Genomic DNA, 24,325 nt, shown 5'->3' on the forward strand with positions numbered 1-24,325 from the left:
CCAGGCTCAGCGCAGCATGGGGGAGGCCAGCTCAGCGATCAGCTCCCCGAGCTCCTCGCCCGGCACCTCGTAGACGGCACTGCAGAAGTGGCAGGTGAGTTCAGCCTTGCCGTCTTCCTGCAGGATGGCGTTGAGTTCCTCTCTGCCGAGCAGTTTCAGGGCAGCGACACTGCGCTCACGGCTGCAGCGGCAGCGAAACTCCACCGGTTGGCTTTCGGCCGCGTCGCCGAGGGGCTGGGGGTCCAGATCGGGGAAGATGGCCTGGAGCAGGGTGATCAGATTCCCCTCGCAGGCCTCAAGCTGCCGGCTGAACGATTCCACCTCCCGGCAGCGGGCCTCCAGCAGAGCCACCAGGGCCGGCTCCCGCGCGGCCTTCGGCAGCACCTGAACGAGCACGCCGCCGCTGCAGCGAACGCCCCGGCTGTCGATCCGCTCGCCGACGAACACCGCTGAAGGCGTCTGTTCCGAGTGGAGCAGGTAGGAAGCCACGTCATCACCGATGCCGCCGCTCACCAGTTCCACGGTGGAACTGAACGGTTCGCCGCGGCCCCAGTCCCGCACGACGTGCAGGTAGCCCGTGCCGGTGGCCGTACGGAAGTCGAACTGGCTGGTGCCATCGCCATCCTCCACCAGATCGAGCTCCAGGCCTGGGTTGCCCACGTAGCCCCGCACCGTGCCGTCCCGGCCTGCATCCACCATCAGCCCCCGCAGGGCGCTGTCGGAGGAAATGCGCAGATTCACCCGTCCGTGGGCGATCTTCATGGAGCTGGCCAGCAGCAGGCCTGCGCTCATGGCCCGACCCAGCAGGGCCGTGGTGAGAAAGGAGAGCTGGTGGCGGCTGGCGGCAACCCGGCTGGCCTCGCTGGTGGTGACCGCCACGAGCCGGATCCCTCCACCGGCTGCGGTGGCCCGCACCAACTGGTCGCGTCCTGGCGGGGCACTCAAGATGGGATCAGAACGGCTCAGGGCATCGTAAGGAGCCCGGTTGGTGCCGTCGCCTGCGGCGACAGATCCACCAGGTGGCCGTCCTCGAGCCGCCAGCGGCTGGCGGCCTGCCCATGGAAGAGCTCGGGTTCATGGGTCACCACCAGCACCGCCCGGTCCTCGGCGAGGGCCTGGAGCAGGCCCACGATGTCGTCACGCACTGCCCAGTCCAGCCCCGCTGTGGGTTCATCCAGCAGCAACACCCGCGGGTTGCGCAGCAGTTGCACCGCCAGTGCCAGGCGCCGCTGCTGCCCCCCACTCAGCTGTTCGGGCAGCTGCTGGGGGCCCACTCCCGCCAGGCCCACCAGCTCGAGCACGGCGGCCACCTTCTCCTGCTCCAGGCGGCGGTGGCCCAGCCGCAGCTCCTGGCCCACGGTGAGCCCGAGGAAATGGCGCTCGGGGAACTGGAACACCAGTCCGCACAGCCAGCGGCGCTGCCTGGCCTTGAGGGGGTCGCCGTTCCAGAGGATCGTGCCGCGATCGGGATCCGCCAGTCCGCCGATCAGTTCCAGCAGGGTGGTTTTGCCGCCGCCGCTGCGGCCGGCCACCAGGCCGATGGCACCCGGAGCCAGCTGCAGATCCACGCTGTTCAGCACGGGCCTGGTCGCCGTGGCCGGTTGGTAGCGGATGCCGCGCAGTTCGAGCATGGATCCAGCATGCCTGGCAGGGTCCGTGTCGGATAGTGGCCTGATGTTCGAGGCTGCGGCCTGGCCGCACGGTGTGTGATGGAGGTGCGCTTCCGCGAGTTCGATCCCTTCAATTGCTGGATCTGGCTCCGCTTTTCCCATCCACCGGGGCAGGGGGAGCGGGGTTATGTGGAAACGGCCCTGGACAGCTGGTTCTTTCTGGGCAAGCTCGGCGGCTTCAATGCCGAGAACCTCCAGGCCCATGAGGAGGGGGCGGAACTCAGCTGGATGGCCTACGACTCCGACGCCGCCGCTGCCGCCCTGCCGGCCCTGATGCACAACATGGGGCCGATGGAGTACCAGGGTGAGTGGGCCCGCTGCTGGGTGGACCTCGGCACCAGCGATGCCTTCGGCCTCGACGTGCTGATCAACACCCTGCGCCAGCTGGACAACGATGTGGTGGAGATCACCGAGCTGCTGGTGGGCGGGCTGAACGAGGACTGGCCGATCGAGGAGCAGCCCGAGACCATGCTGCCGATGCTCGACGGCCTCTCGGAGCGCTGAGCGGTTCGGTGAGCCGGGAACTGCGCCGGTTGCTGGTCGATCCGCCCCGGCTGCAGGCCCCCGGCGGACTCCTGCCGCTGGAGCGCGAGGAACTGCACTACCTGCGGCGGGTGCTGCGGCTGCGCCAGGGGGAGCGTTTCGCCGTGGTGGATGGCTGCGGCCGTCTCTGGTCGGCCACCATGCCGCAGGATCCGCCGCAGCAGACCCAGGGGGCGCAGCTGGAGCAGCCCCTCGACCAGCCTCTGGTCCGCAGCTCGCGCCCCACGCCGGCCCTGCGGCTGGCCATCGCGCCGCCGCGCCGCGATCCCGAGGTGCTGCTGCGCATGGCCTGCGAGCTGGGGATCGACCAGTTCCAGTGGTTGCAGGCCGAGCGCAGCGTGGCCGCCGCCCCGCCCCGCGATGGGCGCCAGCGTTCGGTGCTGCGGGAGGCGATCGAGCAATGCGAGCGGCTCTGGCTGCCCCGATGCTCAGGGCCGGAGCCTGCTTCGGGGTGGTTCGCCCGCCAGCCGGAGGGGGAGCTGCTGCTGCTGGCCACCACCCGCTGCCCTGCAGCGGTTCCACTGCTGGAGCTGCTGTTCTCGGCTGCGCCGCAGCGGCTGGCCTCGGTGAGCCTGGCCGTGGGGCCGGAAGGGGGCTGGTCGCCCCAGGAAGAGGCTCTGGCTCTGGAGACGGGCTGGCGCGCCGTGAGCCTCGGGGACGGCATCCTGCGCAGCTCGACGGCGGTGGTGGCCGCCGCCAGCCTGCTCAGCGCCTGGCGGCAGAGCCGGCAGCTGAGGCTCAGCTCCGGAACATCTGATCCGCCATCGCCTTGAAGGTTCCGAGGTTGGCCCCCGGACGGCGCCGCCCCTGGGGCAGGGCATTGGCGGGATTGAGGCACTCGGGCGCGAAGGTCACCTGCGAAGGGGGGGGCAGTGCCTCCTGAGCGGCGCGGAGCTCGGCGGCGATCGCCTCGGCGGTGGTGAGGGCTGGGCTCACCGCCCCGGCCCCTGCGGCCGGTGCGGGCGCGGCAGCCTCGGCGGGCGCGGGGGCCGGGGCTGTCACCGCGCTGCCGCTCTCGGGTTTGCCCTTGGCCCCGGCGGGCGCTTCGGCAGCCTTCGGGGCGGCGACAGCCACCTGCACGGGCTTGGTTTCCTTGCTGCCTTCACTGCCACTGCCTTCACCCCCAGTGAGATCGAGAAAGAAGCCCTTGCGCTTGAACACCATCGCGGCTCTGGCGGCAACGTCGTGGGGTGATTATCCGCCGGCACCTGCGCCGCAGCAGCTGGCCTTAGGGCAGTGCAACACACTGGAGGGTCCGTGTCAGGCCTGAGCCGCCCGTGTTCGCCCCGCCCCCCCAGGACCCGTCCACCTGGCTGATCGCCCTGGCCCTGAATGGCGTGCTGATCACCGCGGCCCGGAGGCTTCCCCTGCTCACTCCGGCGGGGTGGGCCCACGCAGGCGCCCTCGGCACGATCCTCTGGGGGACTTTGGGCCCCCGGGGCTGGCTGGCGGTGGTGGGCTACCTGGCCCTGGGGTCCCTGGTCACGCGCCTGGGGTTCCGGCGCAAGCAGGAGGCCGGCCTGGCCGAGGGGCGGGGCGGAAGGCGCGGTCCGGAGAACGTGTGGGGCTCCGCCGCCACCGGCGCGGCCCTGGCCCTGCTCAGCGTGCTGGTGGATCCGGGCTGGCGGCCGCTGCTGCTGGTGGGCTTCGCGGCCAGTTTCGCCGCCAAGCTGGCCGACACCTTCGGTAGCGAGATCGGCAAGCGCTGGGGCCGCCACCCGCTGCTGATCACCAGCCTGCAGGTGGTGCCTGCCGGCACCGAGGGTGCCGTCAGTGTGGAAGGCACCCTCGCCAGCCTCGCCGGCAGCGCCTTGATGGCCGCCTGGATGGCCGGCCTGGGCCTGCTCCAGGGCTGGGGGCAGGGGCTGCTGGTGACCGCTGTCGGCCTGCTGGCCACCCTCCTGGAGAGCGTGATCGGCGCCACGGTGCAGTCCCGTTTCGGCTGGTTGACCAACGAGGCGGTGAACGCCGTTCAGACCACCCTCGCCGCCGTGCTGGCCATGGGGGTCTGGCTGGCCATCGCCGCCGCCTGAAGCTCCGCCAGCAGGGCAGCCCCCCGCAGCCGGCAGGCGCGGGCCGGCCTGGCCAGCTCCAGGGCCAGGTCGCTCCAGCTGAGCCCGTCCAGCCAGTGGCCCTCCACCAGGCGCTGGTCTTCCGGTGTGAGCCGAGCCAGTTGTTCCCTCAGCCAGCGCAGCTGGGGATCCTGGCCGGCCTCGGCACAGGGTGGCAGCGCCGTGGCGGGATCGGCCAGTTGCTCCAGGCGGCTGCAGCCGCCCTCGCTGTCGCCGCCGGCCACCGGCGCGTCGAGGCTGCAGAGCTGGAGGGCGCGGTGCACCCGCCCCGCCTCCTCCAGCTGGAGGACGGTGCAGCCCAGCGCCATGGCCAGCCCCGGGCCATCCGGGGCCGCCAGCCCTGCCGCCCGCCGCTGCTCCAGCCAGCGCTCGGCCTTCTGGTGCAGTTCCCGCAGGCGCCTCGGCGTCTGGAGCGGCTGCTGCCGATCCCGGCGGTCCTGCAGCATCGCCCCCCGCAGGCAGGGCACCACGTAGCTGCTCAGGCTCACCTCGCGGCTGGTGTCAAAGCCCTCCACGGCATGCACGAGAGCCTCGAAACCCACGGAGCAGAGCTCATCGAAGGGCAGCCCGGTGCGGCGGCTCTCCCGCTGGGCCACCATGCGCACCAGAGCCAGGTTGTTCTCCACCAGGGCATTGCGCCAGCGCAGCCGCGCCTGCTTCTGCCGGGACTGGCTCAGCCGGCTGAGCAGGGCCCGGTTGTGGGTGCGGAGCCGCCGGGGATCCGGGGTCCGCTCCCAGGGCCGGCCGGGGGATGGTGCAGCGGAACGGGCGTGCATGGAGGCGGGTGGGAATCCTCTTCCAGGCTCCGCAGCTCCGGTGCCGGCCCCCCTCACCCGGGATGGTGAGTCCCCCTCACCCGATCGGGTGAGCCCGGTGGGGCCAGGGCCGCCCAGCTGGCCAGGGCTGGCCAGGCCGCGACCCTGCCGTGCACCTCCCCATGGCCGCTGCTGTTGAGGTGAAGGCCATCGGGGCACAGCCAGCGGCGCCAGCCGGGATCGGCCAGCATCGGCCGCAGCAGGGGAAGGAAGGGCACATCGGCCTCCAGGCAGGCCTGCTCCAGCAGGGCCTCGTAGCGGTGAAGCTGCTCGAGGGAGTACCAGAGCACCTCCGCAAAGGGCATGCGCTCCTCCAGCACCGGCGTCAACCCCAGCACCAGCACGGGAGCCAGCTCAGCGGCCCGCTGCAGCAGCTGCTGCAGGCCGAACAGGAACCCATCCGGATCGAGCTGGGGCCGCCCGTCCGGTCGTCCCACCCGGGCGGTGTCATTCACGCCCACCGCCAGCAGGATGCCCTGGGGCCTCTGGCGCCGCAGTTCGCCGCGGCAGCCCACCTCCCGCTCGAGCCGGGCCGACACCCGGGCCAGTCCATCCCCCCGCACGCCGAGGCCGTACACCACGGGGCCGTCGGGAAGGGCCATCCACTGACGGCGCAGGCGCTCGCACCAGCCGCCGTGCTCGGGGTCACCCCAGCCATACACCCCGCTGTCGCCGATCACGATCAACTTGCGCGGAACCGGGAGACCCATGGACGGGAGCGGGGAGCAGAACCGAGTGCGATCCTGCTGCAATCCCTCCCCGGGCCGGCCGGAGAGGATTGGCGGCATGCAACCCCCGTGCCCCATGGCCCTCCGGCAGCCGGTTGAAGCCTTCCTGGCTGAGCGGGGGCCTCTCCTCGATGTGCGCAGCCCTGCGGAGTTCCGGCAGGGACACATCCCCGGAGCGCGCAACCTGCCGCTGTTCAGTGATGCCGAGCGGGCCGAGATCGGCACCCTCCACAAGCAGGCGGGCCGGGAGGCCGCCGTGCTGCGGGGCCTGGCCCTGGTGGGCCCTCGCCTGGAGGCGATGGCGCGCGACCTGGCCGGCATCGCCACGCAGACATCGGGTCTCCCCCTGCGCCTCACCTGCTGGCGGGGGGGCATGCGCAGCGCCAGCGTGGCCTGGCTGGCGGAGCAGCTCCCCCTCCCCACCCTGCTCCTGGAGGGGGGCTACAAGGCCTTCCGCCGCTGGGTGCTCTGCCGCTTCGACCAACCCTGGCCCCTGCGTCTGCTCGGGGGGCGCACCGGCACCGGCAAGACCGACCTGCTGCTGGCGCTGGCGGCCCGGGGCGCGGCCGTGGTGGATCTGGAGGGGCTGGCCCACCACCGCGGCAGCAGCTTCGGCGGTCTGGGTCTGCCGCCCCAGCCCAGCAGCGAGCACTTCGAGAACCGCCTGGCCACCGCCCTCACGGCCCTGGAGGGAGCCGCAGAGATCTGGCTGGAGGCCGAGAGTGCCCAGGTGGGGCGTTGCCGCATTCCCACGGCCCTCTGGCGTCAGATGCAGCAGGCCCCCGTGCTGGAGGTGCGCCGTCCCCTGGAAGAACGGGTGAACCAGCTGGTGCGCATCTACGGGGTGCAGGACCCTGACGCCCTGGCGGAGGCCACCCGCCGCATCGCCCGCCGGCTCGGTCCCCAGCGCACCGCCGTGGCCCTGGAGGCCATCGCTGCGGCCGACTGGCCCGCCGCCTGCCGCCAGATGCTCGACTACTACGACCGCTGCTACGACCACGAGCTCAGCGCCCACCCCAGCCAGCCGGTGGAGCTGGGCGGCCTCTGCGCCGAAGCGGCGGCGGCGCTGCTGCTGGAGCGGGGGCTGGTGGATCGGGCGGCCTTCGGCGATGCCGCTGCCCTCAGCCCGCCAGCAGGCGCCGGCGCAGGCGATCGCTGAGGTCTTCCCCCAGCAGGGTGAGCGCGGCGTAGGCCAGCATCAGCGCCGCCAGCTCGTCGTAGGCGAAGCTGCTGAGGGCTTCCAGCAACTGGCTCCCCAGGCCCGTGGCCCCCACCAGGCCCACCACCACGGATTCGCGCAGGATCACATCGGCCCGGTAGGCGCCGTAGGCCAGGTAGGGCCGTGCCAGGGCGCTGAACCGCCCGTAGAGCAGGGCCAGCCGCGGCCCGGCCCCGGCGCCCTCCAGGGCCTGCTCCACCGTCTCGCCGCGGTGCTCGGCACTCTCCAGCAGCAACCGGCCCAGCACCCCCAGGTTGTGGAGCCCCAGGGCCAGGGCCCCGGTGACCACCCCGGGCTGCAGCACGAAGAGCAGCAGCAGCGCGATCAGCGGCGGTGGCCACAGGCGTGCCAGGGCCCACAGACCCCGCAGGACGGCCCGCCCCAGGGGCCAGGGGCGCACCAGCAGCAGCAGCAGGGGCGCCAGCCCGACCGCCAGGGCCGCGGCCAGCAGGGTGAGCCCGAGTGTGTGGCCGATCAGGCTGGGCCAGGGCAGTGCCGCCACGGCGGCCCAGTCGGCGGGGGGCAGGGGCGGCAGCGGCTGCCAGCGCAGCAGGCCGCGGGGATCCACCTGCAGGGCCCAGCCCACCACCGCGAGCACCGGCAGCAGCACGGTGCCGGCCAGCACCAGTTCCCGCCCGCTGCGGCCCACCCGGCGGCCCGCCTGGGCCTGGGCGCCCCGGGCGGTGAGGCTGAGCCGCGACGGCATCGTCCAGCGGCGCCGCAGCAGGCCCACCAGCCCCTCCAGCAGCAGCATGGCCGCCAGCAGCAGCCACAGGCCGGTCCACAGTTCCCGGAAGGCCAGGGACTGCAGCGTCAGCCGCAGTTCGGTGCCCAGGCCGCCGAGGCCGAACACTCCCAGCAGGGTGGCGCTGCGCAGGGCGCATTCGAGCCGGTAGCCGCCGTAGCTCAGCAGCTGGGGCAGCAGCGGCGGGCCCAGGGCGGTGAGCAGGGCCGCGGGGGCGCCCACGCCGGAGGCCGTGAGGGCCTCAAGGCTCCCGGTGGGCAGCGCATCGAGCTGGTCGCCTACCACCCGTGCCACCAGGGCCCCGAAGGGGATGGCGATCGCCAGCACGGCCACCGCCGGCTGCAGGCCCACCAGCTGCAGCAACAGCAGGCCCCAGAGCAGCTCGTGGATGGAGCGGGGCAGGGCCAGCAGGCGCCGGATCAGCTCCGCCGGCCATACCAGGCCGCTGCAGCGCTGCCACACCAGCCGCGCGCTCAGGACCCCGAGCACCAGCCCCAGCGCCAGGCTCAGGGCCCATCCGAGCAGGGCCATGCCCACGGTCACGCCCAGGCCGGCGAGAGCGGAGCCGAGCACCAGCGGATCCAGCGATGGGCGCAGCGCCGCCAGGGCGAACCGCCCCACCAGGCTCCAGCCGCCGCCGTGGCTGAGGGCGGGCAACAGCACCGCCAGGGGCAGCAGCACCAGCGCCGGCGCCAGCACCCACAGGGGAGCCGCCGGCCGGCGGCGCCACCACCGGCCTCCGTGGGCCGCCGTGCCGGTCATCGCTGGGCTCTCACGGTGTCCTCACGCCCGGCACTCCATGGGCTCCGAGCCGGCGTAGAGCGCCGCCAGCAGGCCGCTGTCCACCTCCTGAAGGGGCCGGTCGAACTGCAGCCGCCCGCCCCGCAGTCCCACCACCCGGTCGAAGCCGTGGAGCAGGTCCGGGCGGTGCAGGCTCAGCAGCAGGGCCCGGGGCGCCCGGCCCTCCTCCAGCAGCAGCTGCAGCAGCTCGCCGGCCAGGCGGGGATCCAGGCTGGCCAGCGGTTCATCGGCCAGCAGCAGCATGGGCTCCTGGCGCAGCAGCCGGCCGAGGGCCACCCGCTGGCGCTGGCCCCCGGAGAGCGCGGCTACTGGTCGGTCGAGCCAGGCCGGATCCAGATCCAGCCGCCGCAGGAGGGCGGCGCAGGCGTCGCTTTCGAGCGGCAGCAGCAGGTTGAGCAGGGCCCGCGGCCAGCCCCACTGGCCCAGGCGGCCGGCGTTGAGGTTCTGCTGCACGCTCAGCTCCTCGATCAGGCGCAGGTCCTGCCAGAGGGTGCCGATGCGCGCCTGCTGACGGCGCCGGGCGCGCGCCGACCGGGCCCGCTCCCGGCCCTGCCAGCGCAGCCGACCCCGCTCCGGTGTGAGCACGCCGTTGGCCACCGCCAGCAGGGTGCTCTTGCCGGCGCCGCTGGGCCCCAGCAGGGCCACCCGCTCCCCCGCCCGCAGCCGCAGGCTCACCCCGTCCAGGCGGGGCTGGCCGCGGCCACGCACATGGATCTCCTCCAGCTCCAGCACCCAGGCCGGATCCATCAGCGGATCTTGCCCACCTGGCGCCCCACCGCCTCGATCGCGTCGTACTGCCTGTTGCTGGCGGGTACGAAGCTGTCGGCACCGAAGAGCTCCAGGATCTGGGCCTGGCGCGGATCACTGGACTTCAACCCGGTGAAGGCCTGCTCGAGCCGCTGGGTGAAGCCCTGGCCGTAGTCCTTGTCGAGGCCGGGCTGCACCACCCAGGTGTAGTTGGCGTAGCCGGGCGTGCGCCACAGCTCCACCACCTTGGTGGGGTCCACCTTGCCCTCCTCGATCCGGCTGCGCCACACCTGTTCGTTCACCACGCCGGCGTCGTAGGTGCCGCTCTCCACCAGGGCGATCAGGGCGTCGTGGCTGCCGCTGAAACCCGGATTGCCGCCGGCGAAATCACCCAGCTGCACGCCGGCCTGGTTGAGGTAGTACTGGGGCATGAGGCGGCCGGAGGTGGAACTCTCCGAACCGAAGGTGAAGCGCTTGCCCTTCAACTGCCGCAGGCCGCTCTGCTCGCTGAAGGGCTTGAGGCCGCTGTTGGGGTTGGCGATGAACACGCTGTGGAAGGAGCGGTCGATGTCCCGCTGGGCCAGGGCGCGGGCCCCGGGTTTCTGCAGCCAGGCCTGCACGCCGGTGAGGCCGCCGAACCACACCAGATCCAGGTCACCGGTGCGGAAGGCGCTCACGGCGGCGGTGTAGTCGGTGACCGGCACGAAGCGCACGGGCACCTTCAGCTGCTCGCCCAGCTCCTCGGCCACCAGGCCATAGAGGCGGTTGAGCTTCTCGGGGTTCTGGTCGGGAATGGCGCCGATGCGCAGCACCCGCTTCTCGTTGGGTCGGACGGCCTCGCTGCTGCTGCCATCCGGGGCCGAGGCGCCGTCGGGCCGGGGGGAACAGGCCGTTGGCAGCAGGCCGATCAGGAGCAGGCCGGCGAGCGCAACGGCCCAGGGTTCTCGTGGGGACAAGGGTCGAGATTCAGGGGACGACCGGATGATCCTGCCCGCCCGTGTGACCACCCATGGGTGAGAGCCTGCTGGGGATCAGAGCGCGGTGAGGAAGCGCTGCAGCCGCTCGAGGCCGTCCTCGATCGTGGCCGGTGCAGCGGCGCAGGAGAGGCGGATGCAGCGGTCGTCGCCGAAGGCCACACCGGGCACCACCGCCAGCCCCACCGCGTCGAGCAGCCGCTCGCACAGGGCCATCGAGTCCAGACCGTAGGCGCTCACGTCCGGGAAGGCATAGAAGGCCCCTTCCGGCGTCGGCAGGGTGACGCCCGCCATGGCCTGGAGCCCGCGGCTCAGCAGCGCCCGCCGCTGGCTGAACTCGTCGGCCATGGCCCGCACGCAGTCGCGGGAGCCCTCGAGGGCCGCCAGGGCGCCGTACTGGGCAAAGCTGCAGACGTTGCTGGTGGACTGGCTCTGCAGGGCCGCGGCCGCGGCGATCACCGGTTCGGCACCGGCCAGCCAGCCGACGCGCCAGCCCGTCATCGCCCAGCCCTTGGCGAAGCCGTTGACGGTGAAGATCCGGCCAGCCAGGTCCGGGGCGACCGCGGCGAGGCTGTGGTGCTGGTGGCCGGGGGCGAGCAGGAATTCGTAGATCTCATCGCACACCACCGCCACGTGGGGATGGCGGCGCAGCACGGCGGCCACGGCCTCCAGCTCGTGGCGCGCGAGCACGATGCCGGTGGGGTTGCCGGGGCTGTTCAGCACCAGCAGCTTGGTGGCCGGGGTGATCGCCCGCTCCAGCTGGGCGGCATCCAGGCGGAAGCCCCGGGAGGCCTCACAGGGCAGCAGGGTCACCGAAGCACCGGCCAGACGGGCGATCTCGGGGTAGCTCAGCCAGTAGGGAGCCGGCAGCAGCACGGTGTCGCCGGGGCCCAGCAGCACCTGGAAGAGGTTGTAGAGGGCCTGCTTGCCCCCGTTGGTCACCATCACCTGCTCACGGCGGGTGGGGATGCCGTTCTCCTGCGACAGCTTGGCGGCGATCGCCTCGCGCAGGGCCGGTTCGCCCGCCGCCGGTCCGTAGCGGGTGTGCCCCGCCTCCAGGGCCGCCGCGGCGGCCTGGCGGATGAAGGCGGGGGTGTCGAAATCCGGTTCGCCGGCGCTGAGGCTGCAGATGTCGCGGCCCTCCCCCTTCAGCTGCTTGGCCCGGGCGGCGATGCCCAGGGTCAGGGAGGGGTGCAGGGCCCTGGCGCGCGGGGAGAGGAGGTCGGCGCCGAGGCGGGGCTGGGGCGGGCTGGTGATGCCTGGACCCACCAGGCCCGCGCCCGCGATCGGGAGGCTCGTCCCGGTGGCCATGGCGCTGGTGTCGTGGCTGGCGCTGCTGGTTGCGGCAGTGGCCAGCATCCCTTGGTCCGGCATGGGCGGGGGGCCGGCGTGGAGACAGCGCGGCTCAGGCGTCTTCGCCATCCTGCACCACGCCTGCCCCCTGCAGGGTTCGAACTGGCACGAAAGCCGCCGTTCCGCCCAGCTCTGTCACAGGATGGCGCACACCGTCGCTGCCCGCTCCGCCCCGATGCCGCAGCCGTTCACCACCGGCGAGTCCGGCCAGCCCGATCTGTTCGGCACTCTGGCGCCCACCCCGGGCCCTGCTTCGGGATGGGCAGCGCCTGCGCCCGACCCGGATCTGGACCTGGAGGGGGTCGCGGCGGCCTGTGCCCTCTGCCGGCGCTGCGGCCTGGCGGCGACCCGGCAGCAGGTGGTGGTGAGCCGCGGCAACCCCGACGCCCGCCTGATGGTGATCGGCGAGGGGCCGGGGGCCCAGGAGGATGCCAGTGGCCAGCCCTTCGTGGGGCGGGCCGGCCAGCTGCTGGATCAGATGCTGGCCAGCGTGGGGATCGACTCCAACCGCGATGCCTACATCTGCAACGTGGTGAAGTGCCGTCCGCCGGAGAACCGCAAGCCCACCCCGGCGGAGATGGCGGCCTGCCGCCCCTGGCTCGACCGCCAGATCCAGCTGAATGATCCCGCCGTGATCCTGCTGGCGGGCGCCACGGCGATGGAGGGGGTGCTGGGCGTGAAGGGCGGCATCACCCGCCTGCGCGGCCAGTGGCGCCAGGGCAGCGGGCCGGTGCTGGACGGGCGCTGGCTGATGCCGATCTTTCATCCCTCCTATCTGCTGCGCAATCCCTCGCGCCAGTCCGGCAGCCCCAAGTGGCTCACCTGGCAGGACCTCCAGGACGTGCGGCGCCGGCTGGATCAGGACGGGGCCCGCCGATCCGGCGGCGGTTTGTGACAGGCTTTGGCCAACCTCCGGCCCCCTGCCATGACCGGTACTCTGGCCCGCCCCGACTCCGCCGCCAGCTCTCCAGCGGGGCTGCCCGCCGACTGGGCCAGCAACCCCCGCTACGACACGGTGATCCGCCGTCGCAAGACCCGCAGCGTGCGGGTAGGGGACGTGTGGGTGGGCAGCGACCACCCGGTGGTGGTGCAGTCGATGATCAACGAGGACACCCTCGACGTGGAGGGGGCCACGGCCGGCATCCGCCGCCTGCACGAGGCCGGCTGCGAGATCGTGCGTCTCACGGTGCCCAGCCTCGCCCATGCCAAGGCGGTGGGGGAGATCCGCAGGCGCCTGGAGGACAGCTACCGGCCGGTGCCCTTGGTGGCTGACGTGCACCACAACGGCATGAAGATCGCCCTCGAGGTGGCACAGCACGTCGACAAGGTGCGCATCAACCCGGGCCTCTATGTGTTCGACAAGCCCGATCCGAACCGCACCGAATTCACCCCCGAGGAGGTGGCGGCGATCGGCGAGCGCATCCAGACCACCCTCGAGCCCCTGGTGAGCCTGCTGAAGGAGCAGGACAAGGGCCTGCGCATCGGCGTCAACCACGGCTCTCTGGCGGAGCGGATGCTGTTCACCTATGGCGACACCCCCCTGGGGATGGTGGAGAGCGCCATGGAGTTCATCCACATCTGCGACCGCCTCGATTTCCACAACATCGTGGTGTCGATGAAGGCCTCCAGAGCTCCGGTGATGCTGGCCGCCTATCGGATGATGGCCGACCGCATGGATGCCGAAGGCTTCCATTACCCCCTGCATCTGGGGGTGACCGAGGCGGGCGATGGCGACTACGGCCGCATCAAGAGCACGGCCGGTATCGCCACCCTGCTGGCCGAGGGCCTCGGCGACACGATCCGGGTGTCGCTCACCGAGGCACCGGAGAAGGAGATCCCTGTCTGCTACTCGATCCTGCAGGCCCTGGGGCTGCGCAAGACGATGGTGGAGTATGTGGCCTGCCCCAGCTGCGGCCGCACCCTGTTCAACCTGGAGGAGGTGCTGCAGAAGGTGCGGACCGCCACCGCCCACCTCACGGGTCTGGACATCGCCGTGATGGGCTGCATCGTGAACGGCCCCGGCGAGATGGCCGACGCCGACTACGGCTACGTGGGCAAGACCCCCGGCACCATCTCCCTCTACCGCGGCCGCGAGGAGATCCGCCGTGTTCCGGAGGCCGAGGGGGTGGAGGCCCTCATCGCCCTGATCCGGGAGGACGGCCGCTGGGTGGATCCCTGAACGGGCCAGCGCCGCATCGCAGGTTGATCGGAGGTTGCCCCTTCCCGGACCGGTCATCCGCCGCCGGGGCCACCGTCGATCGGCGCTAGGTTGTTTTCAAGTATCCCGTCCCCTGACAGGGTTTCGTCCATGGGCAGCGCGCGCACCAGTCTGATCGTGCTGGTCAGCGTGGGTGCCTGTGCCGCCACGGCGGTGATGGCGCGCGAGGCGGTCATCTCCCCGGGCGGCGCCGGAACCATCACCGACAGCCCCAAGGAGGTGATCGACCAGACCTGGCAGATCGTCTTCCGCGACTATCTCGACATCAACGGCAAGTACACGCCTGAGCAGTGGAGACAGCTCCGCCGCGATGTGCTGGCCAAGACCTACGGCACCCCCAAGGATGCCTACGAAGCCATCCGGGGCATGCTGGCCACCCTGGACGATCCCTACACCCGTTTCCTGGACCCCCGGGAGTTCAAGGAGATGCAGATCGACACCTCCGGAGAGCTTTCCGGGGTGGGCATCCAGCTGAGTCTGGAGAAGGAGACCAAGGATCTGGTGGTGGTGGCGCCGATCGAGGGTTCTCCGGCCTCCCGGGCCGGTGTGATGCCCAAGGATGTGATCACCGCCATCGACGGCAAGAGCACCAAGGGGATGAGCACCGAGGATGCGGTGAAGCTCATCCGGGGCCAGGCAGGCACCACCGTGACCCTCACCCTGCGCCGCAAGGGCCAGAGCCTCGAGGTTCCCCTGGTGAGGGATCGCATCGAGCTGCATGCGGTGGATCACCAGATCAACGTCACCCCTGATGGCGTGAAGGTGGGCTACATCCGGCTGAAGCAGTTCAACGCCAACGCCACCAAGGACATGCGCGTGGCGGTGCGTGAGCTGGAAGCCCAGGGGGTGCAGGGCTACGTGCTCGATCTGCGCAGCAACCCCGGTGGTCTGCTGGGGGCGAGTGTGGAGATCGCCCGCCAGTGGCTCAACGAGGGCACCATCGTGTCCACCAAGACCCGCAACGGCATCACCGATGTGAAGCGGGCCACCGGCCGTGCCCTCACCGACAAACCCCTGGTGGTGCTGGTGAACGAGGGCTCCGCCAGTGCCAGCGAGATTCTTTCCGGCGCCCTGCAGGACAACAACCGGGCCGTGCTCGTGGGTCAGAAGACCTTCGGCAAGGGACTGGTGCAATCCGTGCGGGGGCTTTCCGATGGATCCGGCATGACGGTGACCATCGCCAAGTACATGACCCCCAAGGGTCGTGACATCCACAAGCACGGCATTGACCCGGATGTGCCGGCCAAGATGACCGAGCAGGAGGCCCAGCGCCTTCAGCTCAAGGACCTCGGCACGGCCAGGGACAGCCAGTACCGGGTGGCCGAATCCACCCTGCGCAAGCGGCTGCAGGCTGCAAACGCCGTGGGGGGCAGCTTCAATCCCGGCAGTGCCAACGTGCCGGCGGCCCTGGGCGCATCCGCCGGCTCACGCCCCTGAAAGGGCAGTCCGCAGTGGAGTCCATGGCTGACCTCCCGTCGATCTGGGCGCTCAAGCCCTGGTGGTGTCAGCCCTGGAGCATCCTGCTCACCGGCGCCTCTGCTCCGGTTGTCTCCTGGCTGCTGCTGCAGCGCTGGTGGGTGACCGCACCGGCCGTGGTGGCGGTTCTCCTGTGGTGGTGGCTGTTTCTTGTGATGGTGCCGAACGCCTACCGCCATTCGCAGCAGTCAGCCGGAACTCCCGGCGAAGGCGGGGCTGAGGGCTAAGCCTGAGGGTCAGGCGACAGGCTGCATCAACCCACCACCTGGGCCCGAGTCGTCATCGTCATTGTTCTCGTTGGGACCCTGCAGCAGGGCGAAGAGGCCGAGGGCCACGGCGCTGAAGACGGCGGAAATCAGGCTCAGGTCTGCGCCAACGCCGCCTCCGGCCCCCATCACCTCACCCATGCAGCTCCGTCCTCGTTTACAAAACTCTCAGTATCGTAACGAAGTTTCGCTCGGGCTGGGTCGCCGCCCGTTGCCGGCCCGGACTCACACCCTCAGCACCTCGGCGTTGCGGGTGGTCTGCGCCTCGGCGCGCTGGGCCTGGGTGAGTCCATCGGCGCCAGGGATCTGGTCGGCCATCTGGTTCAACCAGCCCATCAGCTCCTCCAGCTGCCGCTCCATCGGCAGCACCCCCAGGCCCCGGGCCAGCACCTTGGCGGTGCTGCCGCTGCCGGCCTGGTACACCAGCCGGCCGTGCAGATGCTGGGGCAGGCCCTGGCGCAGCAGCCGGAAGGCGGGCTCCTCCATCGGCGTCTCCAGGACGATGTTGGGCTTCTCCGGCTTGATCCGCGAGAAGCCGCAGCGCCTGGCCACCAGTTTCAGCTCCATCAGCTGCAGCAGGGCGGTCACCGGAGCGGGGATGGCGCCGTAGCGGTCCACCCAGCCAGCGGCCAGCTCCACCAGGGCCTCCTTGCTGGCGCAGTCGGCAGCGGCGCGGTAGGCGGCCATCTTCTCATCGTTCTCGGTGATCCAGTCGCCGGGGATGAAGGCGGTGATCGGCAGGTCGATCTGGGTGTCGTCCACCTTCGGGATGTCCTGACCCTGGATCTCGGCGAGCGATTCCTGCAGCATCTCCATGTAGAGGTCGAAGCCGATGGCCTCCATCTGGCCGCTCTGCTCCACCCCGAGCAGGTTGCCCACGCCGCGGATCTCCATGTCCCGCATCGCCAGCTGATAGCCGGACCCCAGCTGGGCGAACTCCTGGATCGCCCGCAGCCGCTGCCGCGCCGCCTCGCTCAGGGAGGCATCACCCGGATAGAAGAGCCAGGCATGGGCCTGCACGCCGCTGCGGCCCACCCGGCCCCGCAGCTGGTACAGCTGGGCCAGGCCGAACCTGTGGGCGTCCTCGATCAGGATCGTGTTGACCCGGGGGATGTCCAGGCCGCTCTCCACGATCGTGGTGCAGAGCATCAGGTCGGCCTCACCGGCGTTGAAGGCCACCATGGCGCTCTCCAGCTCGCCTTCGGCCATCTGGCCATGGGCCACCAGCAGCCGCAGGCCCGGCAGCATCTGCCGCAGCTGCTCGGCCACCTCCTCGATCCCCTCCACCCGCGGCACCACGTAGAAGATCTGGCCCCCCCGGTCGAGCTCCTGGCGGATGGCGCTGCGCACCGCCTCCTCATCCAGGGCGGCGAGGTGGGTCTTGATCGGGCGGCGCAGCGGCGGCGGCGTGGTGATCAGGCTCATCTCCCGCACCCCTGACAGGCTCATGTAGAGGGTGCGGGGAATGGGCGTGGCGCTGAGGGTCAGCACGTCCACGTCCTTGCGCAGGGCCTTGATCTTCTCCTTCTGGTTCACGCCGAAGCGCTGCTCCTCGTCCACCACCAGCAGGCCCAGCTGCTTGAAGCTGGTGCCCTTGCCCAGCAGCTGGTGGGTGCCCACCACCACGTCCACCGTGCCCGCCGCCAGGCCCTCCTGGATCACCCTGCGCTCCGCCGCGGTGCGGAAGCGGTTCAGCAGGCTCACCTTCACCGGGTAGGGCGCGAAGCGCTCGGAGAGGGAGCGCCAGTGCTGCTGGGCCAGCACCGTGGTGGGGGCGAGCATCGCCACCTGCCGGCCGGCGGTGACGGCCTTGAAGATGGCGCGGATGGCCACCTCGGTCTTGCCGAAGCCCACGTCGCCGCACACCAGCCGGTCCATGGGCTGGGGTTGCTCCATGTCGCGCTTCACCTCGGCGATCGCCTTCACCTGATCGGGGGTGGGCTCGTAGGGGAAGGAGTCTTCGAGCTCGTTCTGCCAGGGGCCGTCGGGGGGGAAGGGGAATCCCGGGGCCCGGTGCCGTTCGGCATAGAGCTTCACCAGATCGAGAGCCACCTTGCGCACCGCCTTGCGGACCCGCTCCTTGGCCTTGCTCCAGGCCGTGCCGCCCATGCGGTTGAGGTCCGGCGGGCTGTCGCTGGTGGCGCGGTAGCGGCCCAGGCTGCCGAGCTGGTCGGCGGCGACCCGCAGCAGCCCATCGGCGTACTGCACCACCAGGTAGTCGCGCTCCTCGCCGGCGATGGCGAGCTTCTCGAGCTTGAGGAAGCGGCCGATGCCGTGGTTGCGGTGCACCACGTAGTCACCCGGCTGCATCTTGCCCGGATCCACCGTGCGGCTGGCCGCCTTGCGGCGCCGGCGCACGTAGCCGCTGGCGGCCAGGGCGTGCTGGCCGAAGAACTCCCGGTCGGTGATCAGCACCAGCTTCCAGGCCGGCAGCTGCAGGCCCTCCAGCTCCACAGTGCCTCGCACCTTCAGCGCCACCGGGGTGTTCTGCTCGATCAGCCGATCGATCGCCGGCCCATCGGCGGGGTTGGGCACGAAGCGGGTGATGCAGTCGTGTTCCTCCAGCAGCGCCACGGCGCGCGACGGCTGGGCCGAGAGCAGCCACACCCGCGCCTTCTCCTGCTGGAACCCCTTGATCAGGGCGGCCAGCCTGCCGAAGGCGTTCGGATGGGCCGGCACCGGGCGCGCGGCCAGATCGAAGCTGTTCGGATGGCTGTCGCTCTCGTGCAGTTCCGCCAGATCGAAGCCCGGGAAGGCCTCCACGGCGGCGAGGGCCTCGCTGGCGGGGCGATGCAGCACGGCGGGCGGGGCTGCCCCCAGTTCCCTGGCCACATCGGCGTGGTGCTCGCCGGCATGCTCGAACCACTGCTGGCCATGGGCCAGGCAGTGCCGCCGCTCGTCCACAGCGATCACGGCGGAGGCCGGCAGGTAGTCCAGCAGGGAGGCGGGTTCGGCCCAGGCCAGGCCCATCAGCCGCCGCAACCCCTCCGGGGTGCCCCCCTCCAGCAGCTGTTCCAGGGCCTCGGGGCGGAGCAGCTGCTCCAGCGCGTCGGGCATCGACTCCCGCAGCGCCTCGGCGATCAGGGGGGCGTAGCCGGTGGGGGTGAGGCGCACCACGTCGGTGGCATCGAGGGAGCGCTGGGTGGTGGGATCGAATTCCCGCAGCTTCTCGAGGTCCTCGCCGAAGAACTCCAGCCGCACCGGCAGTTCGGCGCTCACCGGGAACACGTCCACGATGTCGCCGCGGCGGCTCCAGGTGCCCTCCTGGTCGATCGTCGCTACGCGGGTGTACCCCAGCCGGGTGAGGCTGGCGGCGAGCTGCTCCAGATCGATGCTCTGGCCCTTGCGCAGGCTGAGGCACTGGGCCCTGAGCGCATCCGGTGGGGGCAGGTGGGGTTGAAGGGCCCGTTCGGTGGCCACGATCGCCAGCCGGTCCTGGGATGGCGTGGCACCACCGCGATCGAGGAGTTCGCCGAGCACCTGCAGCTGGCCCCAGGTGATCTCGCTGGTGGGATCGAAGCCCTCATAGGGGCTGCCCTCGCTGGTGGGATAGAGCTGGCTGCTGCTCCAGCCCATCAGCTCCAGCAGCGCCGCCCAGCGCCCGGCCTCCTCCAGGGTGGGCACCACCACCAGCAGCGGGGCCTGGGCGGCTCCGGCCAGGGCACTGCTGATCAGGGCCCGGGCGGCGCGGCCGGCGCCGCTCAGCCGCAGGCGCTCACCCCGATGGCTGCGCTCCAGCACCTCACCGGTCAGGGGGGCCTGCTGCAGCTGGCGCACCAGGGCGGCGAGGGGCATGGTTGCCGGTTCTTGAGGATCTCTGATCTTGCCAACCGGCCCCCCGGAGCGGCGAGCGCCGCCAGAATGGGGCCGTGGCGCGCTATTCCTGCCCCCGCTGCCGTCCCCGGCCCCTGGCGATGCTCCGCCGGGACGATGGCCTCTGGGTCTGTGCACGCTGCGGGGATCCGCTGCAGCGGGTGCCGGCGCTGCGCCCCCTGCCCGCCATCGCCGCCCTGGCGGTGGCTGTGGGTCTGGGGGTCGCCCTGGTGCCGCTGCGGCGCCTCTGGCCGGAGCCGCTGGCTGGCGGACTCCCCGCGGAAGTGCTGCGGGCGACGGAGCCGCTCACGTCGATGGCGGCTCCGGCCGGGCTTGTGGGAATCGACGAGGCCAGCCTGCTGCGTGAGCTGGAGGCAGCCGATGCGGCCTGGACTCCCCAGGCGGAGCAGCTGCCGGACGGAAGCATCCGCTACCACTACCAGCGCCGCTCGGGCGAGCCCCGCCTCTCCCTCGCCGAGATCCGTCGGCGGATGGCCGATCCTCCGAGCTTCCATGCCGAGCAGGCGGCGATCCGCCAGCTCATCGGCGTGCTCGGCCTCGCTGGGGTGCGGATCCAGCTCTCCCAGCCGCGCAAGCCCGGTGCCGCCGCCGAGTGGGATCCCGGCGCCCGCACCTTGCGGATCAAGCCGAAGGTGATGGGCGCCGGGAGCTCGGACTTCGCCCAGGTGCTGAACCATGAGGCCATCCATGTGGCCCAGAGCTGCAGCCGTGGCAGCGTGCGGGCAGCGCCGAGGCTGCTGGGCCTGGACACCCGGCTGCCGGCCCATCTGGGCGGCGTGCTCAGCGAAGCGGTGTATGCCAGCGCCAGTTCCGATGTGAAGCAGCTGGAGCGTGAGGCCTACGCCAACCAGCACCGGCTCGACCTGGGCGCCCGGCTGGTGCGGCAGCACTGCCGGCTGGCCGCCCCACCGGGCAGGGCATGACCCTCAGCCCCCGTTCCTGGCCATCAGGGCCTCCTCCAGCACCATGTTGAACTGCAGCAGCTGGGGGTCGCTCAACTGCTGCCGGCTGCTCTGGCTGAAGTGCTCCTCCAGGCACTGCCGCCCGCGCTGGGCGTCCCAGCCCAGCTGGGCCAGCAGCTGGTCGCACTGGGCCAGCAGGTCGCGCCGCCGCAGGGCCACAGGCGCCACGGCAGGGTCGCTGCCGGCGGGCAGCGCGGTGAGGGCCTGCAGGTAGGCCAGCAGATCGGCGTAGGTGGTGAGCCGGCTGCGGCTGGGATGGCCAAAGGCCCTCTCCAGGTACTGGCCCTCCTGCTCCCGTTGCCAGCTCAGCCGCCTCAACTGCAGATCGATCTGGGCCAGTTCACCGCTCCAGTCCTCGGGATCCGGGGCGGGTTCCACAGCGGGTTCCACAGCGGGTTCAGGAGCGGGTTCCGGAGGTGCTTCCCGGTCCGCTCCTGCAGGGTGCCGGGGCGTGCTCGGCGGCGTCGCCGGCGGAGCCTCAGCCGGCGCTTGCCCCATTGCCGCCGGCGCTGGCTGGGACGGCGGGCCTGGCCGGGCTGCGGGCCCGGGGGCCTGCCGCAACCGCCGCTGCAGCCGTTCGAGGGCCCGGTCCTCCGCCTCCTCCGCCGTGGGGGCCTCCCCCAGGGCGCTGGCCAGCAGCGCGCCATCGCGGTGGGCGGACACCTCCACCACCCGGGCCCCGGACTCCGCGTGAACCAGGCGGGCCTGCAACTGCATCGATGGAGTCGGGGGCGGTGATGGCCTTCCTAGAGTGCTGCCTCCGCGGGGTTCGATGGAAGCCGAGTCGATTCAGTCCCTCACGCCTCTGCTGCAGGAGGTGGACCGCTGGCATGAAGCCCTGCTGCTGCTGCCGCTCCTGGTGGCCCTGGAGGCCGTGCTCTCCGCGGACAACGCCATCGCCCTGGCGGCCATCTCCCGCCGGCTGCACGACCGGGCCCGCCAGGAAACGGCACTCAATCTCGGGCTGCTGCTGGCCCTGGTGTTCCGCCTCGCCCTGATCCTGGCCGCCCAGTGGGTGCTCAACTTCTGGCCGCTGCAGCTGGCTGCAGCGGCCTACCTGCTGTGGTTGTGTGGTCGCCATCTGGCCGGCCTGCTCAAGGCGGAGCCCGGTGCTGCCATCCCAGCCGCCGGTGCTCCGGCTGCCGCCGCCAACCCCCTGGACACCCACTCCGCCGGCGACAGCGGCCACAGCTGCGGGGAGTCGGCGGCAGGCGTTTCCACCCCCGAGGTGAGGCTTGCCAGCGTGGTGGCCACGCTGGCGATCACCGATCTGGCCTTCTCGATCGACAGCGTGGCTGCGGCCGTGGCCGTGAGCGATCGGCTCGTGCTCGTGATGGCAGGCGGGGTGATCGGTGTGATCGCCCTGCGGCTCACCGCCGAGCTGTTCATCCGCTGGCTGGAGATCTTCCGGCATCTGGAAACCGCCGGCTACCTGGCCGTGGGCCTGGTGGGACTGCGACTGCTGCTGCGCCTTGCCTGGCCGGAGCTGGTGCCGCCGGAATGGACCCTGCTGGCCATGGTGGGCGGGCTGTTTCTCTGGGGCTTTTCCGTGCGGCAGCCCCCGGCTGACGCAGCGACTCAGTTGGAGTGAGGCCAGGCGAGGCGATGCAGGTGGAACTCCGTCAGATCGGCACCGATGAGCTGCTCGACACCCTCACGGTGGAGCTGCAGACCCAGATCCCCCAGCCCGGTCGCTGGCTGGAGGTGGGCCAGCGCAGCTTCCTGGTGATGCAGCGCCGCCATCGCTACCGCCTCCGCAACGGTCGCTACACGCTGGCGGCCGTGGCCCTGCAGGTGAAACCGGAGCCGCGCCCGGCCGACGCCCGGCGCTGGGGGCAGGGCTGGGTGATCGGTGATCCCCTCTGCCGGTACAACGCCCGCAGCCCTCTGTTGCGCTGCGCCGTGCTGCCCGACGGACCGTGCGAGCGCTGTGCCCACTTCGAGCCCACCCGCTGATGGCGGCCGATCCCTCCGCCGCTGACGGTGCCCGGCAGGCGGAGGCCGCAGGCCAGGCCCTCAGGATCCGGCTGCGGGGGCGCTTGCTTGAGTTCCTCAAGTTCAGGGTGCTGGCGGCCCAGGAGGGGTTCTTCACCGGATTCGGCGGCGCGGAGGCGACCGGCGGGGATCCAGGTCCGGCCGCCTCCCGGGTGCGCCAGTGGCTCCATGGCCTCGGCGTGAGGGAGTTCGACCCGCTGGCCGACGACGATCTTCTGGCCGTGCTGGCCACGGCCCGCCGTCTCTACCTGGACTGAGCGACCCACGGGCGGCGCCCGTAGGGTGAAGGGGTGATCGCTCCGCCCCGTTTCCCCATCACTCCCTCCTCCCGCACGGCTTCCCAACCGGTTCCCACCCGCTCGGCCCGAGGGGAGCAGCACGAACCCGCACCCTCCGGCTTTGCGGCCCTCGGCCTGGGCCTGCCGATTCTCAAGGCCGTGGCCGAGAAGGGCTACACCACCCCGTCCCCGATCCAGCTGGAGTGCATCCCCACCGTGCTGGCGGGGCACGACGTGATGGCCGCCGCCCAGACCGGCACGGGCAAGACCGCCGGCTTCACCCTGCCGATGCTGGAGCGGCTGAGCCACGGGCCCCACGCCCGCGGCGGCGTGGTGCGGGCCCTGGTGCTCACCCCCACCCGCGAGCTGGCCGCCCAGGTGGCCGAGAACGTGGCGGCCTACGGCCGCTACCTCGACCTGCGCAGCGACGTGGTGTTCGGCGGGGTGAAGATCAACCCCCAGATCCACCGGCTGCGGGCCGGAGCCGACATCCTGGTGGCCACCCCTGGACGGCTGCTGGACCTGCAGCAGCAGCGGGCCATCCGGCTCGACCGGGTGGAGGTGCTGGTGCTGGATGAGGCGGACCGGATGCTCGACATGGGCTTCATCCGCGACATCCAGAAGCTGCTGGCCCTGCTGCCGCCGAAGCGCCAGAACCTGCTGTTCTCCGCCACCTTCAGCCCCTCGATCCGCAAGCTGGCCCACGGCCTGCTGCACCAGCCGGTGCAGCTGCAGGCCACGCCGGAAAACCAGGCCGCCCCCACCGTGGAGCACCTGCTCCATCCCTGCGACATGGCGCGCAAGCCGGAGCTGCTCACCCACCTGATCGCCAGCAACGACTGGCAGCAGGTGCTCGTGTTCTCGCGCACGAAGCACGGGGCCAACCGGATGGCGGATCGGCTCTGCGCGGCGGGCCTGGAGGCCGCCGCCATCCATGGCAACAAGAGCCAGGGGGCCCGCACCCGGGCCCTTGCCGGCTTCAAGAGCGGTGAGGTGCGCGTGCTCGTGGCCACCGACCTGGCCGCCCGCGGCATCGACATCCACCAGCTCCCCCATGTGGTGAATCTGGACCTGCCGAACCAGGCCGAGGACTACGTGCACCGCATCGGCCGCACCGGACGGGCGGGCCATCCCGGCCACGCGATCTCCCTGGTGGCGGCCGAGGAGCACGAGCTGCTGGGGGCCATCGAGCGCCTGATCGGCACCCCCCTGCCCTCCCAGACCGTGCCGGGCTTCGAGCCCACCGTGCTGCGGGCCCCGCCGCTCGATCTCAGCGGCGGCCGCGGCGGCCGGGGGGGGCGCAGTGCCCCTGGCCGCGGCAGCGTCGGGCGGAGCAGCGCAGGGCGAACCCCACGGCCCGAGGGCCGCGGCTCCGCAAACAGCAGCAAGCGACACAACCGCGGACGCGGCCCTCGGCTCGGATAGGGCCGCAACGAACGACCCCATGCCTTACGAGCCCGGATCCCCCGAATGCCGTGTGCTGATCGACTGCAAGAGCCAGATCGAATCGATGCTTCTGGCCCTGGATCGCATCGAGAACAGTGCCCACATCCGCGACCAGCTGCGCTCGGTGCACAACCAGCTGGAGGGGTTGCACGCGCTTTACCGGCGCAGCAATGCATGAAGCTG

26 protein-coding genes are annotated in these 24,325 nt (G+C 71.6%); 14 read left to right on the top strand and 12 right to left on the bottom strand.

Annotated features, from left to right (window positions below):
• Window positions 1-6: 6 nt before the first annotated feature.
• Window positions 7-945, bottom strand: a complete 939-nt coding sequence (gene hslO / locus CBM981_RS00870; protein ID WP_087066859.1) for an Hsp33 family molecular chaperone HslO — start codon at window positions 943-945, stop codon at window positions 7-9.
• Window positions 946-962: 17 nt separating this feature from the next.
• A complete protein-coding gene (locus CBM981_RS00875; protein ID WP_087066860.1) occupies window positions 963-1,631 on the bottom strand; it encodes an ABC transporter ATP-binding protein in 669 nt (222 codons plus the stop codon).
• Between the two features lie 78 nt (window positions 1,632-1,709).
• On the opposite strand from CBM981_RS00875, the gene CBM981_RS00880 reads away from it, so the two are divergent.
• The gene (locus CBM981_RS00880) at window positions 1,710-2,174 is read left to right on the top strand and encodes a DUF3531 family protein (RefSeq protein ID WP_087066861.1); all 465 of its coding nucleotides are present in this window, start codon (window positions 1,710-1,712) and stop codon (window positions 2,172-2,174) included.
• A gap of 8 nt (window positions 2,175-2,182) precedes the next feature.
• A complete protein-coding gene (locus CBM981_RS00885; protein ID WP_157665284.1) occupies window positions 2,183-2,986 on the top strand; it encodes a 16S rRNA (uracil(1498)-N(3))-methyltransferase in 804 nt (267 codons plus the stop codon).
• Here CBM981_RS00885 and CBM981_RS00890 read toward each other — a convergent pair.
• Window positions 2,952-3,377, bottom strand: coding sequence for a hypothetical protein (locus CBM981_RS00890; protein WP_087066863.1), 426 nt, complete (start codon window positions 3,375-3,377; stop codon window positions 2,952-2,954). The two genes, CBM981_RS00885 and CBM981_RS00890, sit on opposite strands and share 35 nt — an antisense overlap.
• Window positions 3,378-3,490: 113 nt before the next feature.
• Here CBM981_RS00890 and CBM981_RS00895 point away from each other — a divergent pair, with 113 nt between their 5' ends.
• Window positions 3,491-4,246 (top strand): DUF92 domain-containing protein, encoded by a 756-nt coding sequence (locus CBM981_RS00895; protein WP_087066864.1) that lies wholly within the window; start codon window positions 3,491-3,493, stop codon window positions 4,244-4,246.
• Here the strand turns inward: CBM981_RS00895 and CBM981_RS00900 are convergent.
• Both CBM981_RS00900 and CBM981_RS00905 read right to left on the bottom strand, forming a co-directional pair.
• A complete protein-coding gene (locus CBM981_RS00900; protein WP_087066865.1) occupies window positions 4,186-5,061 on the bottom strand; it encodes a sigma-70 family RNA polymerase sigma factor in 876 nt (291 codons plus the stop codon). The genes CBM981_RS00895 and CBM981_RS00900 overlap by 61 nt on opposite strands.
• Window positions 5,062-5,114: 53 nt before the next feature.
• The gene (locus CBM981_RS00905) at window positions 5,115-5,810 is read right to left on the bottom strand and encodes a GDSL-type esterase/lipase family protein (protein WP_087066866.1); all 696 of its coding nucleotides are present in this window, start codon (window positions 5,808-5,810) and stop codon (window positions 5,115-5,117) included.
• A gap of 94 nt (window positions 5,811-5,904) precedes the next feature.
• On the opposite strand from CBM981_RS00905, the gene mnmH reads away from it, so the two are divergent.
• On the top strand, window positions 5,905-6,987 hold the full coding sequence (gene mnmH, locus CBM981_RS00910; protein ID WP_087066867.1) for a tRNA 2-selenouridine(34) synthase MnmH: 1,083 nt from the start codon (window positions 5,905-5,907) through the stop codon (window positions 6,985-6,987).
• On the opposite strand, the gene CBM981_RS00915 is transcribed toward mnmH, so the two are convergent.
• The 4 genes from CBM981_RS00915 to CBM981_RS00930 form a co-directional block, all read right to left on the bottom strand.
• Entirely contained in the window at window positions 6,950-8,554 is a 1,605-nt protein-coding gene (locus CBM981_RS00915) for a phosphonate ABC transporter (protein ID WP_087066868.1), read from the bottom strand. The two genes, mnmH and CBM981_RS00915, sit on opposite strands and share 38 nt — an antisense overlap.
• 21 nt (window positions 8,555-8,575) lie before the next feature.
• Window positions 8,576-9,340, bottom strand: a complete 765-nt coding sequence (locus CBM981_RS00920; RefSeq protein ID WP_087066869.1) for an ATP-binding cassette domain-containing protein — start codon at window positions 9,338-9,340, stop codon at window positions 8,576-8,578.
• A complete protein-coding gene (locus tag CBM981_RS00925; protein WP_087066870.1) occupies window positions 9,340-10,296 on the bottom strand; it encodes a putative selenate ABC transporter substrate-binding protein in 957 nt (318 codons plus the stop codon). Before CBM981_RS00925 ends, CBM981_RS00920 begins: the two co-directional genes overlap by 1 nt.
• Window positions 10,297-10,371: 75 nt before the next feature.
• On the bottom strand, window positions 10,372-11,688 hold the full coding sequence (locus CBM981_RS00930; RefSeq protein ID WP_225867457.1) for a pyridoxal phosphate-dependent aminotransferase: 1,317 nt from the start codon (window positions 11,686-11,688) through the stop codon (window positions 10,372-10,374).
• A 154-nt stretch (window positions 11,689-11,842) separates the two neighbouring features.
• Here CBM981_RS00930 and CBM981_RS00935 point away from each other — a divergent pair, with 154 nt between their 5' ends.
• From CBM981_RS00935 to CBM981_RS00950, 4 genes are all read left to right on the top strand, one after another.
• Window positions 11,843-12,562, top strand: coding sequence for a uracil-DNA glycosylase family protein (locus tag CBM981_RS00935; protein WP_087069087.1), 720 nt, complete (start codon window positions 11,843-11,845; stop codon window positions 12,560-12,562).
• A gap of 30 nt (window positions 12,563-12,592) precedes the next feature.
• The gene (ispG, locus tag CBM981_RS00940) at window positions 12,593-13,846 is read left to right on the top strand and encodes a (E)-4-hydroxy-3-methylbut-2-enyl-diphosphate synthase (protein WP_087066872.1); all 1,254 of its coding nucleotides are present in this window, start codon (window positions 12,593-12,595) and stop codon (window positions 13,844-13,846) included.
• Between the two features lie 129 nt (window positions 13,847-13,975).
• Window positions 13,976-15,322, top strand: a complete 1,347-nt coding sequence (locus CBM981_RS00945; protein ID WP_087066873.1) for a S41 family peptidase — start codon at window positions 13,976-13,978, stop codon at window positions 15,320-15,322.
• Between the two features lie 23 nt (window positions 15,323-15,345).
• Window positions 15,346-15,588 carry a DUF6737 family protein gene (locus CBM981_RS00950; RefSeq protein WP_087069088.1) on the top strand — a complete coding sequence of 81 codons (243 nt, stop codon included), beginning with the start codon at window positions 15,346-15,348 and terminating at the stop codon, window positions 15,586-15,588.
• A 9-nt stretch (window positions 15,589-15,597) separates the two neighbouring features.
• Here CBM981_RS00950 and CBM981_RS15555 read toward each other — a convergent pair whose 3' ends face one another.
• Entirely contained in the window at window positions 15,598-15,768 is a 171-nt protein-coding gene (locus CBM981_RS15555; protein WP_172820781.1) for a hypothetical protein, read from the bottom strand.
• Between the two features lie 84 nt (window positions 15,769-15,852).
• Entirely contained in the window at window positions 15,853-19,422 is a 3,570-nt protein-coding gene (gene mfd, locus CBM981_RS00955; RefSeq protein WP_087066874.1) for a transcription-repair coupling factor, read from the bottom strand.
• A 119-nt stretch (window positions 19,423-19,541) separates the two neighbouring features.
• Here mfd and CBM981_RS00960 point away from each other — a divergent pair, with 119 nt between their 5' ends.
• Window positions 19,542-20,384: a hypothetical protein gene (locus CBM981_RS00960; protein WP_087066875.1), complete on the top strand. Its 843-nt coding sequence runs from the start codon at window positions 19,542-19,544 to the stop codon at window positions 20,382-20,384.
• Between the two features lie 3 nt (window positions 20,385-20,387).
• Here the strand turns inward: CBM981_RS00960 and CBM981_RS00965 are convergent, their stop codons facing one another.
• Entirely contained in the window at window positions 20,388-21,140 is a 753-nt protein-coding gene (locus tag CBM981_RS00965; protein WP_087066876.1) for a hypothetical protein, read from the bottom strand.
• Window positions 21,141-21,195: 55 nt separating this feature from the next.
• Here CBM981_RS00965 and CBM981_RS00970 point away from each other — a divergent pair, with 55 nt between their 5' ends.
• From CBM981_RS00970 to CBM981_RS00990, 5 genes are read left to right on the top strand one after another with little or no spacing between them, the layout of a single operon-like run.
• The gene (locus CBM981_RS00970; RefSeq protein ID WP_087066877.1) at window positions 21,196-22,014 is read left to right on the top strand and encodes a DUF475 domain-containing protein; all 819 of its coding nucleotides are present in this window, start codon (window positions 21,196-21,198) and stop codon (window positions 22,012-22,014) included.
• A 14-nt stretch (window positions 22,015-22,028) separates the two neighbouring features.
• Complete coding sequence (locus CBM981_RS00975; RefSeq protein WP_087066878.1) at window positions 22,029-22,379, top strand: DUF6464 family protein; 351 nt, start codon at window positions 22,029-22,031, stop codon at window positions 22,377-22,379.
• Window positions 22,379-22,675, top strand: coding sequence for a hypothetical protein (locus tag CBM981_RS00980; RefSeq protein ID WP_087066879.1), 297 nt, complete (start codon window positions 22,379-22,381; stop codon window positions 22,673-22,675). Before CBM981_RS00975 ends, CBM981_RS00980 begins: the two co-directional genes overlap by 1 nt.
• A gap of 33 nt (window positions 22,676-22,708) precedes the next feature.
• Complete coding sequence (locus tag CBM981_RS00985) at window positions 22,709-24,121, top strand: DEAD/DEAH box helicase (RefSeq protein ID WP_369801654.1); 1,413 nt, start codon at window positions 22,709-22,711, stop codon at window positions 24,119-24,121.
• A gap of 19 nt (window positions 24,122-24,140) precedes the next feature.
• Window positions 24,141-24,320: a hypothetical protein gene (locus CBM981_RS00990; RefSeq protein ID WP_087066880.1), complete on the top strand. Its 180-nt coding sequence runs from the start codon at window positions 24,141-24,143 to the stop codon at window positions 24,318-24,320.
• Window positions 24,321-24,325 lie beyond the last annotated feature (5 nt).

Origin of the sequence: Cyanobium sp. NIES-981 (genome assembly GCF_900088535.1) — a bacterium.
Taxonomy (GTDB): domain Bacteria; phylum Cyanobacteriota; class Cyanobacteriia; order PCC-6307; family Cyanobiaceae; genus NIES-981.

Coding starts and splice junctions, on each gene's coding strand:
- ispG (WP_087066872.1), top strand. CDS start 12,593: ATGACCGGTACTCTGGCCCGCCCCGACTCCGCCGCCAGCTCTCCAGCG.
- CBM981_RS00900 (WP_087066865.1), bottom strand. CDS start 5,061: ATGCACGCCCGTTCCGCTGCACCATCCCCCGGCCGGCCCTGGGAGCGG.
- CBM981_RS00875 (WP_087066860.1), bottom strand. CDS start 1,631: ATGCTCGAACTGCGCGGCATCCGCTACCAACCGGCCACGGCGACCAGG.
- CBM981_RS15555 (WP_172820781.1), bottom strand. CDS start 15,768: ATGGGTGAGGTGATGGGGGCCGGAGGCGGCGTTGGCGCAGACCTGAGC.
- CBM981_RS00950 (WP_087069088.1), top strand. CDS start 15,346: ATGGCTGACCTCCCGTCGATCTGGGCGCTCAAGCCCTGGTGGTGTCAG.
- CBM981_RS00920 (WP_087066869.1), bottom strand. CDS start 9,340: ATGGATCCGGCCTGGGTGCTGGAGCTGGAGGAGATCCATGTGCGTGGC.
- CBM981_RS00990 (WP_087066880.1), top strand. CDS start 24,141: ATGCCTTACGAGCCCGGATCCCCCGAATGCCGTGTGCTGATCGACTGC.
- CBM981_RS00890 (WP_087066863.1), bottom strand. CDS start 3,377: ATGGTGTTCAAGCGCAAGGGCTTCTTTCTCGATCTCACTGGGGGTGAA.
- CBM981_RS00905 (WP_087066866.1), bottom strand. CDS start 5,810: ATGGGTCTCCCGGTTCCGCGCAAGTTGATCGTGATCGGCGACAGCGGG.
- CBM981_RS00880 (WP_087066861.1), top strand. CDS start 1,710: ATGGAGGTGCGCTTCCGCGAGTTCGATCCCTTCAATTGCTGGATCTGG.
- CBM981_RS00975 (WP_087066878.1), top strand. CDS start 22,029: ATGCAGGTGGAACTCCGTCAGATCGGCACCGATGAGCTGCTCGACACC.
- CBM981_RS00945 (WP_087066873.1), top strand. CDS start 13,976: ATGGGCAGCGCGCGCACCAGTCTGATCGTGCTGGTCAGCGTGGGTGCC.
- CBM981_RS00965 (WP_087066876.1), bottom strand. CDS start 21,140: ATGCAGTTGCAGGCCCGCCTGGTTCACGCGGAGTCCGGGGCCCGGGTG.
- CBM981_RS00935 (WP_087069087.1), top strand. CDS start 11,843: ATGCCGCAGCCGTTCACCACCGGCGAGTCCGGCCAGCCCGATCTGTTC.
- mnmH (WP_087066867.1), top strand. CDS start 5,905: ATGGCCCTCCGGCAGCCGGTTGAAGCCTTCCTGGCTGAGCGGGGGCCT.
- CBM981_RS00980 (WP_087066879.1), top strand. CDS start 22,379: ATGGCGGCCGATCCCTCCGCCGCTGACGGTGCCCGGCAGGCGGAGGCC.
- CBM981_RS00930 (WP_225867457.1), bottom strand. CDS start 11,688: ATGCCGGACCAAGGGATGCTGGCCACTGCCGCAACCAGCAGCGCCAGC.
- CBM981_RS00915 (WP_087066868.1), bottom strand. CDS start 8,554: ATGACCGGCACGGCGGCCCACGGAGGCCGGTGGTGGCGCCGCCGGCCG.
- CBM981_RS00970 (WP_087066877.1), top strand. CDS start 21,196: ATGGAAGCCGAGTCGATTCAGTCCCTCACGCCTCTGCTGCAGGAGGTG.
- CBM981_RS00960 (WP_087066875.1), top strand. CDS start 19,542: ATGCTCCGCCGGGACGATGGCCTCTGGGTCTGTGCACGCTGCGGGGAT.
- mfd (WP_087066874.1), bottom strand. CDS start 19,422: ATGCCCCTCGCCGCCCTGGTGCGCCAGCTGCAGCAGGCCCCCCTGACC.